Origin of the sequence: Enterobacter cloacae complex sp. CDL013, assembly GCF_049238805.1 — a bacterium.
Taxonomy (GTDB): Bacteria; Pseudomonadota; Gammaproteobacteria; order Enterobacterales; family Enterobacteriaceae; genus Enterobacter; species Enterobacter hormaechei_C.
Window position 1 is genome coordinate 181,788 of record NZ_JBMKGT010000001.1, and the last position, 13,715, is coordinate 195,502.

General features: G+C 58.5%; 10 protein-coding genes. 3 read left to right on the plus strand and 7 right to left on the minus strand.

The genetic code is table 11. The features are described 5' to 3' along the window. The first annotated feature begins 136 nt into the window (after nt 1-136). The gene (uxaC, locus tag ACOTXD_RS00890; RefSeq protein ID WP_003862632.1) at nt 137-1,549 is read left to right on the plus strand and encodes a glucuronate isomerase; all 1,413 of its coding nucleotides are present in this window, start codon (nt 137-139) and stop codon (nt 1,547-1,549) included. Between the two features lie 17 nt (nt 1,550-1,566). Further along, nucleotides 1,567-3,054, plus strand: a complete 1,488-nt coding sequence (locus ACOTXD_RS00895) for a UxaA family hydrolase (RefSeq protein ID WP_015571940.1) — start codon at nt 1,567-1,569, stop codon at nt 3,052-3,054. Nucleotides 3,055-3,193: 139 nt separating this feature from the next. On the opposite strand, the gene sstT is transcribed toward ACOTXD_RS00895, so the two are convergent. The 4 genes from sstT to ACOTXD_RS00915 form a co-directional block, all read right to left on the minus strand. Next, nucleotides 3,194-4,435, minus strand: coding sequence for a serine/threonine transporter SstT (gene sstT / locus ACOTXD_RS00900; protein ID WP_003862628.1), 1,242 nt, complete (start codon nt 4,433-4,435; stop codon nt 3,194-3,196). Between the two features lie 274 nt (nt 4,436-4,709). Then, entirely contained in the window at nt 4,710-5,675 is a 966-nt protein-coding gene (locus ACOTXD_RS00905) for a TerC family protein (RefSeq protein WP_061856812.1), read from the minus strand. A gap of 251 nt (nt 5,676-5,926) precedes the next feature. Beyond that, nucleotides 5,927-6,925: a Gfo/Idh/MocA family protein gene (locus ACOTXD_RS00910; RefSeq protein WP_003862623.1), complete on the minus strand. Its 999-nt coding sequence runs from the start codon at nt 6,923-6,925 to the stop codon at nt 5,927-5,929. A 70-nt stretch (nt 6,926-6,995) separates the two neighbouring features. Next, entirely contained in the window at nt 6,996-7,499 is a 504-nt protein-coding gene (locus ACOTXD_RS00915) for a YgjP-like metallopeptidase domain-containing protein (RefSeq protein WP_003862622.1), read from the minus strand. 83 nt (nt 7,500-7,582) lie between these two features. Here ACOTXD_RS00915 and rlmG point away from each other — a divergent pair, with 83 nt between their 5' ends. Beyond that, the gene (gene rlmG / locus ACOTXD_RS00920) at nt 7,583-8,719 is read left to right on the plus strand and encodes a 23S rRNA (guanine(1835)-N(2))-methyltransferase RlmG (RefSeq protein ID WP_045332921.1); all 1,137 of its coding nucleotides are present in this window, start codon (nt 7,583-7,585) and stop codon (nt 8,717-8,719) included. Here the strand turns inward: rlmG and ACOTXD_RS00925 are convergent. From ACOTXD_RS00925 to lsrR, 3 genes are all read right to left on the minus strand, one after another. Next, a complete protein-coding gene (locus ACOTXD_RS00925) occupies nt 8,716-10,737 on the minus strand; it encodes an FAD-dependent oxidoreductase (protein WP_421766356.1) in 2,022 nt (673 codons plus the stop codon). The genes rlmG and ACOTXD_RS00925 overlap by 4 nt on opposite strands. A 190-nt stretch (nt 10,738-10,927) precedes the next feature. Next, nucleotides 10,928-12,511: an autoinducer-2 kinase gene (gene lsrK, locus ACOTXD_RS00930; RefSeq protein WP_061856814.1), complete on the minus strand. Its 1,584-nt coding sequence runs from the start codon at nt 12,509-12,511 to the stop codon at nt 10,928-10,930. 32 nt (nt 12,512-12,543) lie between these two features. Beyond that, nucleotides 12,544-13,515, minus strand: a complete 972-nt coding sequence (gene lsrR, locus ACOTXD_RS00935) for a transcriptional regulator LsrR (RefSeq protein ID WP_023295481.1) — start codon at nt 13,513-13,515, stop codon at nt 12,544-12,546. Between the last annotated feature and the right edge of the window lie 200 nt (nt 13,516-13,715).

Consider the following 13,715-nt stretch of genomic DNA (forward strand, 5'->3'; position numbering starts at 1 on the left):
CCTTTGAGGGTAATTTATTTGTCGACGTTTATTGATCTAACTCACGAAAAAAACGTCGGACTCTGGAAATTGGTGTGATAACTTTGCAGCATCTGAACATAAGCTTTCTGACGCTCCCGTAATGAGGAAGACGATAATGACACCGTTTATGACCGACGATTTTCTGTTAGATACCGAATTTGCTCGCCGCCTGTACCACGACTACGCAAAAGACCAGCCGATTTTCGACTACCACTGCCATTTACCGCCGCAGCAGGTTGCCGAAAATTACCGTTTCAAAAACCTGTATGATATCTGGCTGAAGGGTGACCACTATAAGTGGCGCGCAATGCGCACCAACGGCGTGGCCGAGCGCCTGTGTACCGGCGACGCGACCGATCGCGAGAAGTTTGACGCCTGGGCCGCTACTGTTCCCCACACCATCGGTAACCCGTTATACCACTGGACTCACCTTGAACTGCGTCGTCCGTTTGGTATCACCGGCAAGCTGCTCTCTCCCGCCACGGCGGATGAAATCTGGGATCAGTGCAACGACCTGCTGGCGCAGGATAGCTTCTCGGCGCGCGGCATCATGAAGCAGATGAACGTGAAGATGGTGGGCACCACCGACGATCCGGTCGACACTCTGGAGCACCACGCGGTTGTCGCGAAGGACAGCACGTTTGACATCAAAGTGCTGCCAAGCTGGCGCCCGGATAAAGCCTTCAACATCGAGCTGCCGACCTTTAACGACTACATGGCGAAGCTGGCGGAAGTGTCTGACACCGATATCCGTCGCTTTGGCGATCTGCAAACCGCGCTGACCAAACGTCTGGATCACTTTGCCGCACACGGCTGTAAAGTGTCTGACCACGCGCTGGACGTAGTGCTGTTCGCGGAATCCAGCGAAGCTGAGCTGGACAGCATTCTGGCGCGTCGTCTCTCCGGCGAAGCCCTGAGTGAGCACGAAGTGGCGCAGTTTAAAACGGCGGTACTGGTATTCCTCGGTGCGGAATATGCCCGCCGCGGCTGGGTTCAGCAGTATCACATCGGCGCGCTGCGTAATAACAACCAGCGTCAGTTCAAACTGCTGGGCGCGGACGTGGGCTTTGACTCCATCAACGACCGTCCGATGGCGGAAGAGCTGTCAAAACTGCTGAGCAAACAGAACGAGCAAAACCTGCTGCCAAAAACCATCCTTTACTGCCTGAACCCACGCGATAACGAAGTGCTGGGCACCATGATCGGCAACTTCCAGGGCGAAGGGATGCCGGGCAAGATGCAGTTCGGTTCCGGCTGGTGGTTTAACGATCAGAAAGACGGCATGGAGCGTCAGATGACGCAGCTGGCGCAGCTCGGCCTGTTGAGCCGCTTCGTTGGCATGCTGACCGACAGCCGCAGTTTCCTCTCCTATACCCGCCATGAATATTTCCGCCGCATTCTGTGCCAGATGATTGGCCGCTGGGTGCACGCGGGCGAAGCGCCAGCGGATATCCAGCTGCTGGGCGAAATGGTGAGAAACATCTGCTTTAACAATGCGCGTGACTACTTCGCCATTGAACTGAACTAAGGCCGTTTGAGGTTGATATGCAATACATCAAAATCCATTCGCTGGATAACGTTGCCGTCGCGCTGGCCGATTTAGCCGAAGGGACGGAAGTGACCTTCGACAACCAGTCGGTGACGTTACGCCAGGCCATTGGACGTGGACATAAGTTTGCCCTGATCCCCATCGCGAAAGGGGAGAACGTGGTGAAGTACGGTTTGCCCATCGGTCATGCGCTGGCGGATATTGCGCCGGGTGAATACATTCATTCCCACAATACCCGCACCAATCTCAGCGATCTGGACGAGTACAGCTATCAACCTGACTTCCAGGCAGAAGAAGGACAGGCGGCCGATCGTGAGGTGCAGATCTACCGCCGCGCCAGCGGCGAGGTGGGGATCCGCAATGAACTGTGGATCCTCCCGACCGTCGGCTGCGTGAACGGGATCGCGCGTCAAATTCAGACGCGTTTCCTGAAAGAGACTAACAATGCTGAAGGCACCGACGGCGTGCATCTGTTCAGCCACACCTACGGTTGTTCCCAGCTGGGCGACGACCACATCAATACCCGCACCATGCTGCAAAATATGGTGCGCCACCCGAACGCGGGGGCGGTGCTGGTGATTGGCCTCGGCTGTGAAAACAATCAGGTTGACGCCTTCCGCGATACGCTGGGCGAGTTCGATCCTGAGCGCGTGCACTTTATGGTGTGTCAGCACCAGGACGACGAAGTGGAAGCGGGCGTCGAACAACTGCACCAGCTGTACGAGGTGATGCGTCACGACAAGCGCGAGCCGGGCAAGCTGAGCGAACTGAAGTTTGGCCTGGAGTGCGGCGGGTCTGACGGGCTTTCCGGCATTACCGCTAACCCGATGCTGGGCCGCTTCTCGGATTATGTGATTGCCAACGGCGGCACCACGGTGCTGACCGAAGTGCCGGAAATGTTCGGCGCAGAGCGCATTCTGATGAGCCACTGCCGCGACGAAGAGACCTTTGAGAAGACCGTCACCATGGTTAACGACTTCAAACAGTACTTCATCGCCCATAACCAGCCGATTTACGAGAACCCGTCGCCGGGGAACAAGGCGGGCGGAATCACCACGCTGGAGGAGAAATCCCTCGGCTGCACCCAGAAAGCGGGCGCGAGCCAGGTGGTTGACGTTCTGCGCTACGGCGAGCGCCTGAAAACGCACGGTCTGAACCTGCTGAGTGCGCCCGGTAACGATGCGGTCGCCACCAGCGCGCTGGCGGGAGCCGGCTGCCATATGGTGCTGTTCAGTACCGGACGCGGTACGCCGTACGGCGGATTTGTGCCAACGGTGAAAATCGCCACTAACAGCGAACTGGCGGCGAAGAAAAAGCACTGGATCGACTTTGACGCGGGCCAGCTGATCCACGGCAAAGCGATGCCGCAGCTGCTGAGCGAATTCGTGGACACGATTGTGGAGTTTGCCAGCGGCAGGCAGACCTGCAACGAGAAGAACGACTTCCGCGAGCTGGCGATCTTTAAGAGTGGTGTGACGCTTTAAGTCGGGTGCGGGCTGGTGCCCTCACCCCGGCCCTCTCCCACAGGGAGAGGGTGCAAACACTAAAAACGGCAACACATGTTGCCGTTTTGCATTTACCTTGTAGGCCCGGTAAGGCGTAGCCGCCACCGGGCTTTTCTTTTTAACTGCGCAGGGCGTTCTTCGCTAAACGCGCATCTTCCGCCTGACAGGCTGCGGCGGTAAACAGCACGTCGGTAGAGGAGTTCAGCGCAGTCTCGCAGGAATCCTGCAATACGCCGATAATGAAGCCGACCGCGACAACCTGCATGGCAATCTCGTTCGGGATACCGAACATGTTACAGGCCAGCGGGATCAGCAGCAGCGATCCGCCCGCCACGCCGGATGCGCCACAGGCACACAGTGATGCAACGACGCTCAGCAGCAGCGCGGTTGGCAGATCCACCGGAATACCCAGCGTATGCACTGCCGCCAGGGTCAGCACGGTGATGGTGATCGCCGCACCCGCCATGTTCACGGTCGCACCCAGCGGGATCGACACGGAATAGGTATCGCGATCCAGGTTCAGCTTCTCCGCCAGCGCCATGTTGACCGGAATGTTTGCCGCCGAGCTGCGGGTAAAGAAGGCATACACGCCGCTCTCGCGCAGGCAAGTCAGCACCAGCGGATACGGGTTGCGGCGGATCTGCCAGAACACCAGCAGCGGGTTGATCACCAGCGCCACCAGCAGCATACAGCCGACCAGGACGACCAGCAGCTGCGCGTAGCCCCACAGTGCGTCGAAACCGGTAGTGGCCAGCGTCGAAGAAACCAGACCAAAGATACCGACTGGTGCAAAGCGAATCACCAGCTTCACCATGAAGGTCACGGCATTGGACAAATCGTTGACCAGGTTTTTCGTGGTCTCGTTGCCATGACGCAGCGCGAAGCCCAGACCAATCGCCCAGACCAGGATGCCAATGTAGTTTCCGCTCATCAGTGCGGTGATGGGGTTAGAGACCATGCTCATCAGCAGGCCGCGAAGGACTTCCACAATCCCGGACGGCGGGGTGATATCACCGGCCGCGCTGGTCAGGTGCAGCGTAGACGGGAACAGGAAGCTAAACACAACGGCCGTTAAGGCAGCAGAGAAGGTTCCCAGCAGATACAGGAACAGAATAGGGCGAATGTTGGTTTTTTGTCCGTGCTGGTGGTTGGCAATCGACGCCATCACCAGCATCAGCACCAGTACCGGGGCGACGGCCTTCAGGGCGCCCACAAACAGCGTCCCGAGCAGTCCCGTGGCCTCCGCGGCAGGTTTCGACACCATGGCCAGCAGAATACCCAGTACCAACCCGACCAGAATTTGTTTTACAAGACTGCCCTGCGCCAGGCGCGCGAACAGACCGCGTGATTGTGTGCTCATACGTTATTCCTGAGTGAAATTGCGTTCCATCCTGGATGTGCTCTAAGTCACATTTATTTCCGGATGTAAGTAAATGTTTGCCTGGTCGAGTATAGGGAATACGTGAAAGGAGGGAAGCGTAAAATGCTGGATTTTACGTGTTGCGTCATGTTTTTTAACTATTGGTTAACGAAAGCGCCGGGTAGCGCTACGCTTACCCGGCCTGCATTGCATTTCCCCCTCTCCCTGTGGGAGAGGGTTGGGGTGAGGGCATCAGCCCGCACCGAACGTTGCACTAAACCTGCTGCTTCTTATCGTGCTGGCGGTTAACCCAGGTATTGATAATCAGCGTCACCAGCAGAATGCCAAACACCACGCCGAGCGAAATGGCGATCGGGATATGGTAGAAATCGACGATCAGCATCTTGATACCGATAAACACCAGAATCACCGACAGGCCGTACTTCAGCATTGAGAAGCGCTCTGCCGCGCCTGCCAGCAGGAAGTACATCGCACGCAGGCCGAGGATGGCGAACAGATTCGAGGTCAGAACGATGAACGGGTCGGTGGTAACTGCGAAGATAGCCGGGATACTGTCCACCGCGAAAATCACGTCGCTCAGCTCGACCAGAATCAGCACCAGCAGCAGCGGGGTGGCGAACAGCAGGCCGTTCTTACGCACGAAGAAATGCTCGCTCTCGATCTTGTCCGTCATGCGCAGATGACCCCGGAACCACTTCACCAACGGCTTATCACCGATACCGGTATCGTCTTCTTTCGCCAGCGCCATTTTGACCCCGGTGAACAGCAGGAACGCACCAAATACATACAACAGCCATTCGAACTGGGTAATCAGCCAGCTACCGGCGAAGATCATGATGGTACGCAGGACAATAGCGCCCAGAACGCCGTACACCAGCACGCGGCGTTGCAGAGCCGCAGGCACGGCGAAGTAACTGAACAGCATCAGCCAGACGAAGACGTTATCAACCGCCAGTGCTTTTTCAATCAGATAGCCGGTGAGGAAGGCGAGTGCCTGAGGATCGGCCACCGCGCGGCCTTCGGTTGAGGCCAGATACCACCAGAAGGCGGCGCAGAAAAGAAGTGAGAGGGTAACCCATACCAGCGACCAGACGGCGGCTTGCTTGATGCTCATGCCGTGTTCGCCGCGACGACCCTGCAAAAAGAGGTCGATCGCCAGCATGATGAGCACGACAACCGCGAATCCGCCCCACAGCATTGGAGTGCCGACAGAATGCATACTATTTTCCTTACACATAAAAAACAAAAACGGCTATGGTCAGAAGACGATAGCCGTTAGCTTTTTATGCATAGACCTCGCCTTCCGGCAAGGTCTCACTTACAACCTCGAAGGTTGCCCGGCGACCGGATGCGGTTTTGCACGCATCGTAATGACGATCCACCGGCGAAGAAGTTACTCCCCTTTGCAGGTAACAAATTATGTCAGACCATCGGTTTCGTCAATGGTCTGCACGATTTCATTACACAGCTTTACGCGACGGCTTCCACATTCACGCCGTCTGCGGGGAAAATCACGCCAGTCTGTCGGCGGATCTCCGTTTGCAGCTTCGCCGTGGTGCGGCTGATTGCCAGCCCCGGGTGGTTCACTTCGTTGTCTTCTACCAGACGGGCGAAGACCTCTGCCTCATAGAGCATAGTGTTAATATGCTGAGGCTGCGTCAGCTCCTGCGCTTTGCCGCCGCGGGGAACGATGCTTAGCTTCTGGCATTCGGAGATTTTTTCGATCACCAGCGAGCCGTCTTCGCCCTGAATTTCGCTTGGCAGTACGGAGTCACTGACCTTCGAGTGCTGCAACGTCACGCTGAAATCACCGTAGTCCAGCACCACAACGCCATGTGCATCCACGCCGCTCTCCAGCAGGCTGGCGGTGGCCGTTACGCCGTGCGGTTCACCCCACAGGGCGACCGCAGAGGCCAGGCAGTAAAAACCGATATCCATAATCGAGCCATTCGAGAAGGCCGGGTTAAAGGTGTTCGGGTTTTCGCCGTCCAGGTAGCGCTGGTAGCGCGAGGAATACTGGCAGTAGTTGATAAAGGCTTTACGCACTTTGCCAATTTTCGGCAGGGACTGCTGCAACAGCAGGAAGTTCGGCAGGCTGGCGGTTTTGAACGCTTCAAACAGCACCACCTGGTTTTCCCGGGCAAGCGCAATGGCGGCTTCCACTTCCTCAATATTCGAGGCCAGCGGCTTCTCGCAAATCACGTGTTTTTTGTGGCTGAGGAACAGCTTCGTTTGCGGGAAATGCAGAGAATTCGGGCTGGCAATATAGACCGCGTCAATGGCGTCGCTTTGCGCCATCTCATCGAGCGAGGTGAACAGATGTTCAACCAGGTAGTCATTCGCAAAACTCTGCGCCTGCTCAAGGCTGCGGGAATAGACTGCGGTGAGCTTATATTTGCCGGTTTCGTGGGCGGCGTCGACGAACTGGCGCGTGATCCAGTTCGTACCGATGACTGCGAAACGTATCATAAACGTTTACGTACTCCGTAGCAGGGAACTTAAAACCACTGTAGCACGTCATCATGACATTTCGCGTGCGCTACTGCGCATTACTCTTTAACGATAAATGCGTCAGCCACAAACGGGTATCAAACTCCAGCTGGTGGTACTGTGGCTCCATGTGGCAGCACAGGGAATAGAAGGCTTTGTCGTGCTCTTTCTCTTTCAGGTGCGCCAGCTCGTGCACCACGATCATCCGCAGAAAGGCTTCCGGCGCATTGCGAAAGACGGTCGCGACGCGGATCTCCGCTTTAGCCTTCAGCTTGCCGCCCTGCACGCGGGAGATGGCGGTATGCAGGCCGAGCGCGTTTTTCAGCACATGGATCTTATTGTCGTACATCACCTTGTTGATCGGCGGGGCGCTCTTAAGATACTGGTTTTTCAGATCCTGCGTATACTGCCAGAGGGCTTTGTCAGTCGCGAAATCATGCGTGCCCGGGTAGCGTTTTTCCAGCACCGCACCGAGCTTTCCCGCGGCAATCAGGTCACGAACCTGGGAAAGTAAATGCTCCGGATAGCCCTGGAGATAAGTCAGCTGGTTCATCAAAACCCCAAAATAGTGTGAAAACGGGTATACTCACGCACCCTTTTCAGGGATACGCCAAATTTTACCATTCAGGAGGGCCGATGAGCCACTTAGACAACGGTTTCCGTTCACTCAACCTTAAACGTTTCCCGGAAACGGACGACGTGAACCCGCTTCAGGCGTGGGAAGCGGCGGATGAATATCTGCTGCAACAGTTGGATGAGACTGAAATCAGCGGCCCGGTTCTGATCCTGAATGACGCGTTTGGCGCGCTGGCCTGCGCGCTGGCGGAACATGCGCCTTACAGTATCGGCGATTCTTACTTAAGCGAACTGGCGACGCGTGAAAACCTGCGCCATAACGACATCGAAGAGTCCAGCGTGAAGTTCCTCGACAGCACCGCGGACTACCCGCAGGCGCCGGGCGTGGTGCTGATTAAGGTGCCAAAAACCATGGCGCTGCTGGAGCAGCAACTGCGCGCGCTGCGTAAAGTCGTCACGCCAGAAACCCGCATTATCGCGGGTGCCAAAGCGCGTGATATTCACACCTCGACGCTGGAGCTGTTCGAGAAGGTCCTCGGCCCGACCACCACGACGCTTGCCTGGAAAAAAGCGCGCCTGATCAACTGCACCTTCAGCGCACCGGCGCTGGCCGACGCGCCAGAAACGCTGAGCTGGAAACTGGAAGGTACCGACTGGACCATCCACAACCACGCGAACGTCTTTTCCCGTACCGGTCTGGATATCGGGGCGCGTTTCTTTATGGAACATCTGCCGGAAAATCTTGAGGGTGAGATTGTCGACCTGGGCTGCGGCAATGGCGTGATTGGCCTGACGCTGCTGGCGAAGAACCCGGAGGCCAGCGTGGTGTTCAGCGACGAATCGCCAATGGCGGTGGCCTCCAGCCGTCTGAACGTGGAAACTAACCTGCCTGAAGCGCTGGATCGCTGCGAGTTTATGATCAATAACGCGCTGTCGGGCGTAGAGCCTTTCCGCTTCAACGCGGTATTCTGTAACCCGCCGTTCCACCAGAAGCACGCCCTGACGGATAACGTCGCGTGGGAGATGTTCCACCACGCGCGCCGCTGCCTGAAAATCAACGGCGAGCTGTATATCGTGGCGAACCGCCACCTGGACTACTTCCACAAGCTGAAGAAGATTTTCGGCAACTGCGTCACCATTGCCACCAATAACAAATTCGTGGTGCTGAAAGCGGTGAAGCTGGGGCGTCGTCGCTAAATAACCAGTGCAAGCTGGGTGCCCTGCGCAATCGCCCGCCGCGCATCCAGCTCCATCGCCACGTCGCACCCGCCGATCAAATGCACCGTTTTACCCGCTTCGCGCAGCGGATCGGCCAGATCGCGCTTTGGCTCCTGTCCGGCGCACAAAATCACATGATCCACGCGCAGCAGCTGCGGTTCACTACCGATCATCACATGCAGCCCGTCGTCGTCGATCTTCTGGTAGCTCACCGCCGGGATCATCTTCACCCCGCGCGAGAGGAGGGTGGCGCGGTGGATCCAGCCAGTAGTTTTACCCAGCCCTTCACCCGGCTTGCTGGCCTTACGCTGGAGCATCACGATCTGGCGCGGGCTTTTCGGCAGCTGCGTCCCTTCCGGCCGTAATCCGCCGGACTGGCTCAGGCTGGTATCAATGCCCCATTCTACGCAAAACTCGGCGATGTTCTGGCTGGTGGCCTCGCCCGGCTGGCTTAAATACATCGCGGTATCAAAACCGATCCCGCCGCAGCCGATAATCGCCACCTTCTCGCCAACCGGTGCTTTGTCGCGTAGCACGTCCAGATAGCTCAATACCTTCGGATGATCGATACCCTCGATCGCAGGGGTGCGCGGGGCGATCCCACTCGCGAGGATCACCTCGTCGAAACCGATCAGATCCGCCGCGCTGACAAACTGGTTAAGCCGCAGATCGACACCCGTCAGCTCGATCATCCGGCGGTAGTAGCGCAGCGTTTCGTAGAACTCCTCTTTGCCGGGGATCTGTTTGGCGATATTAAACTGCCCGCCAATCTCCCCCTGCGCATCAAACAGCGTCACGCCGTGCCCGCGCGAGGCGGCATTGACCGCAAACGCCAGCCCAGCGGGGCCAGCGCCCACCACGGCCAGGCGTTTTTTATTGTCCGCCGGAACGATCGGCATTTTGGTTTCATGGCAGGCGCGGGGGTTAACGAGGCAGGAGGTGACTTTGCCGACGAAGATCTGGTCCAGACACGCCTGGTTACAGCCGATGCAGGTGTTGATCTCATCCGCACGACCGCTTTGCGCTTTGGAGAGCAGTTCGGCATCCGCGAGGAACGGACGCGCCATCGAGACCATATCGGCGTCGCCGCGGGAGATCACATCGTCCGCCACCTGCGGGTCGTTAATGCGGTTAGTGGTCACCAGCGGAACGGAGACTTTGCCTTTCAGCTTGCGCGTTACCCAACTGAACGCCGCACGCGGCACCGGCGTGGCGATGGTGGGGATGCGCGCTTCGTGCCAGCCAATCCCGGTGTTGATAATGGTGGCACCGGCGGCTTCAATTGCCTGCGCCAGCTGCACGGTTTCGTCGAAGGTGCCGCCGCCTTCCACCAGGTCGAGCATCGACAGGCGGAAGATGATAATAAAATCCGCGCCCGCACGTTCGCGCACCGCGCGCACCACCTCCACGGCAAAACGCATCCGGCGGGCATAGTCGCCACCCCATTCGTCGTCGCGCTGGTTGGTGCGTGCGGCGAGAAATTCGTTAATCAGATAACCTTCAGAGCCCATCACCTCAACGCCGTCGTAGCCCGCTTCCCGCGCCAGCGCCGCGCAGCGGGCAAAATCGTCGATCAGCGCCAGGATCTCGTCGTGGCTAAGGGCGTGAGGAGTAAAGCGGTTAATCGGCGCCTGAATAGCCGAGGGGGCAACCAGGTTCGGTTGATAGCTGTAGCGCCCGGTATGCAGAATTTGCAGGGCGATTTTGCCGCCCTCGCGGTGGACCGCGTCGGTCACAATGCGGTGGTGCGACAGTTGTGACGCATCATTCAACACCGCGCCGCCCTCCATCGTCACCCCGGAAGGGGAAGGGGCTACGCCGCCGGTGACAATCAGCGCCACCCCGTGGCGCGCGCGTTCGGCATAGAAGGCTGCCAGACGTTCAGCCCCGTCCGGACGCTCCTCCAGCCCGGTGTGCATTGAGCCCATCAGCACGCGGTTTTTGAGGGTGATGAACCCCAGATCGAGAGGGGCGAATAACGACGGGTAGCGGCTCATAGTCTCTTCCAGTGTAAAATTATTGTTATGTGGTCGGATGAGTTACTAATTTAGCCAGCGGGGAGTAAAAGGGAAAAGGGGAATGCAGTGAATGTGATGGGATTCAAATATTGGTGTGGCCTGATGCCCTCACCCTAACCCTCTCCCTAAGGGAGAGGGGACTTAATCTCCCTCTCCCTTAGGGAGAGGGTTAGGGTGAGGGGGATGCCCGCACCAGCCCCGGTGCCTGCCACATCGACGTGGTCAGCCCGCTGTCCACCAGCCCGAGCTGGTCGGCGTACACCGCCTGCCATTTCTGCATCATGCCGTCGTACAGTTCCCGGTGCTGCGGGTTTGGCGTGAACTCGCGGCTCCACTTCACCAGCCGCTCGCCCGTCGAAGCCATATCCGCAAACAGCCCCGCGCCAGCTCCTGCGGCAATGGCGCAGCCGAGCGCCGTTGCCTCTTTAACTTCCGGCACGCGCACCGGCAGGCCGGTAACGTCGCTTAAAATCTGACTCCACAGGGCGCCTTTGGCCCCGCCGCCCGCAAACACCAGACTCTCAAACGTCACGCCGGAGAAGCGCGAAATCTGCGCCAGGTTGCAGGCCGAGACGATCGCCGCGTTCTCCTCCAGGGCGCGGAACAGCGTCGCTTTGTTGCACTTTTCCGGGTCGATGGAGAGGTTAATAAACGACGGCGCGGCGTGATACCACTGCTTAAAATGCATCGCGTCGGAGAATATTGGCATCACGCCGTGGGAGCCCGCCGGGACGCGGCTCGCCATCTCTTCCAGCAGGGAATAGGTGTCCATCCCCATCCGCTCGGCAATCAGCTTTTCCTCGGCGCAAAAGGCGTCGCGGAACCAGCGCATGGTCAGCCCGGTAAAGAAGCTGATCGACTCCGCCTGCACCATGCCGGGGATGACGTGCGGGTTCACGCGGATGTTCATCTCAGGATCGGTGCGCACCTGCGGCAGGTTAACCACCTGCTGCCAGAAGGTGCCGCCCAGCACCGCCGTTTGTCCGGCGCGGACCACGCCCAGCCCCAGACAGCCCAGCTGCACGTCGCCGCCGCCCATCACCACCGGCGTGCCTTCACGCAGGCCGCACTGCTGCGCGGCCTGTCTGGTAATCGCGCCCAGCACGGTGCCGGTCTCTTTCACCGGGGAAAGGATATCGGCGCGCAGCCCGGCCATGTCGAGCAGCGCCGGACGCCAGTCGCGGGAGAAGAGATCCAGCATACCGGTGGTGCCCGCATTGGACGGGTCGACCGCCAGCTCGCCGGAGAGCTTCGCCGCCAGCCAGTCGCTGATCATGGTTATAGTCGCAGCCTTGCGGTAAATATCCGGACGGTGGTGCGCCAGCCACAGCAGGCGCGGCATGGCGCTCAGCGCCAGCGTCTGGCCGGAGACCTCATACACTTCGGATTCAAACCGGTAGTCGTGGATCTCTTTGAGTTCAGCCACCTCGCGGCTGGCGCGGGCGTCGACGTTGGCGCAGGCCCAGATAGCCTCGCCGTTGCGGTCGTACAGCACAATCCCTTCGCGCATCGAGCAGCAGGCGACGGACTGAATATCCGCCGCGCTAAGCCGTGCGCGCTCCAGCGCCTGCTGAATACACCGGCAGGCCAGCCGCCAGTTGGTGTCGAGATCGAACTCCATCGACCCCGGCACGTTCTCCACGCTCAGGTGCTTCCACTCGGCCTGGCCAACGGCAATCTGGTTGCCCTGTAAATCGAAAATCACGGCGCGAACGCTGCCTGTCCCTGCATCTAACGCTAAAAGGTAACTCATGAGCTTGCCTCGCTGTTAGCGCAGGGCTGCTCTTATCCGGCCAGAGCCAGCACCGCGCGGGCTGTCGTCTCTTCCGTCACCAGGCCATTAATACGGCGACCTTTCAGTGCGGCATAAATCGCATCGGCTTTCTCTTCCCCTCCGGCCACGCCGACAATGGTGGGCAGCTGCGCCAGTTCATCGAGCGTGACGCCCAGTAATTCTTTGTGGATCTCCAGCTCCTCGACGCATTCCCCTTCGGCATTGAGGAAATAGCCGAGAATGTCGCCGACCGCGCCTTTGCGGGCGTACATCAGCTGTTCACCTTCGCTGATATAGCCGGAGCGCAGGATCGTTGCGTCGCGGCGCTGGTTTACCGAGCCAATCCCGACCACCGCCACGTCAGCCGCGGTGGCGGCGAGGATCACGTCCCGCACGCTGGTTTCGCGCTTTAAGATCCCGGCGACTTCAGCGGATGACACGCGAAGCGGGGCGGGGATCATGCTGACGCTACAGGCCGCATCCAGCTGGCCGATACCGGTCATATACGGCCCGACGCCGCCGGAAAGCGTCACCAGGCGGATCTGCTGCGAGCTGATAAAGCCGCTTAAGTGTTGCAGACTGCTCATGGTGGTTTCACCGAACCCCACCGCTAACAGCTGGCCGGGCTCCAGCACGCCCATCAGCGACTGCGCCGCGCCAATGCCCAGCCGCACGTTCATCGGCGGGGTATTCAGGGCAGGCATCACGCGCACCAGCTTCAGGCCAAAGCGCTGCTGTAGCTCGGTTTCCAGCGCCAGGCAGCCCTCGTAGCGGGAGTTGATCTGCACGCGGATCACCCCGGACTGACGGCCTTTCTCCAGCAGGCGGGAGATTTTTAATCGCGGCAGCCCGAGCCGTTCGCCGATGTCGTTCTGGGTCAGCCCGTCGTGGTAGTAGCACCAGGCCACGCGCGCCACCAGCTCCTCTTCCGCCAGTGCCAGCCCGGCAAACCGTCCTTCTTCCGCAGTGCGTTTATCGCTCATAATTGAACTCTTATAAAAATTTAGATCATATGTTCGTGATGGCGCGACGTGAAAATGTGAGCCACGCGACAAAACAGATCATTTCGATCGATTCCGGTTTATCTAAATCTCAATCGATAAAATTGTGATCCCTGCACGGTTGTAAATATAGTTCACCGTCTACGCTTTTGAACATTATTAAATCTAAAAATCATTTGTTC

Coding starts and splice junctions, on each gene's coding strand:
- lsrK (WP_061856814.1), bottom strand. CDS start 12,511: ATGAGTTACCTTTTAGCGTTAGATGCAGGGACAGGCAGCGTTCGCGCC.
- ACOTXD_RS00905 (WP_061856812.1), bottom strand. CDS start 5,675: ATGCATTCTGTCGGCACTCCAATGCTGTGGGGCGGATTCGCGGTTGTC.
- ACOTXD_RS00910 (WP_003862623.1), bottom strand. CDS start 6,925: ATGATACGTTTCGCAGTCATCGGTACGAACTGGATCACGCGCCAGTTC.
- uxaC (WP_003862632.1), top strand. CDS start 137: ATGACACCGTTTATGACCGACGATTTTCTGTTAGATACCGAATTTGCT.
- lsrR (WP_023295481.1), bottom strand. CDS start 13,515: ATGAGCGATAAACGCACTGCGGAAGAAGGACGGTTTGCCGGGCTGGCA.
- ACOTXD_RS00925 (WP_421766356.1), bottom strand. CDS start 10,737: ATGAGCCGCTACCCGTCGTTATTCGCCCCTCTCGATCTGGGGTTCATC.
- sstT (WP_003862628.1), bottom strand. CDS start 4,435: ATGAGCACACAATCACGCGGTCTGTTCGCGCGCCTGGCGCAGGGCAGT.
- ACOTXD_RS00915 (WP_003862622.1), bottom strand. CDS start 7,499: ATGAACCAGCTGACTTATCTCCAGGGCTATCCGGAGCATTTACTTTCC.
- rlmG (WP_045332921.1), top strand. CDS start 7,583: ATGAGCCACTTAGACAACGGTTTCCGTTCACTCAACCTTAAACGTTTC.
- ACOTXD_RS00895 (WP_015571940.1), top strand. CDS start 1,567: ATGCAATACATCAAAATCCATTCGCTGGATAACGTTGCCGTCGCGCTG.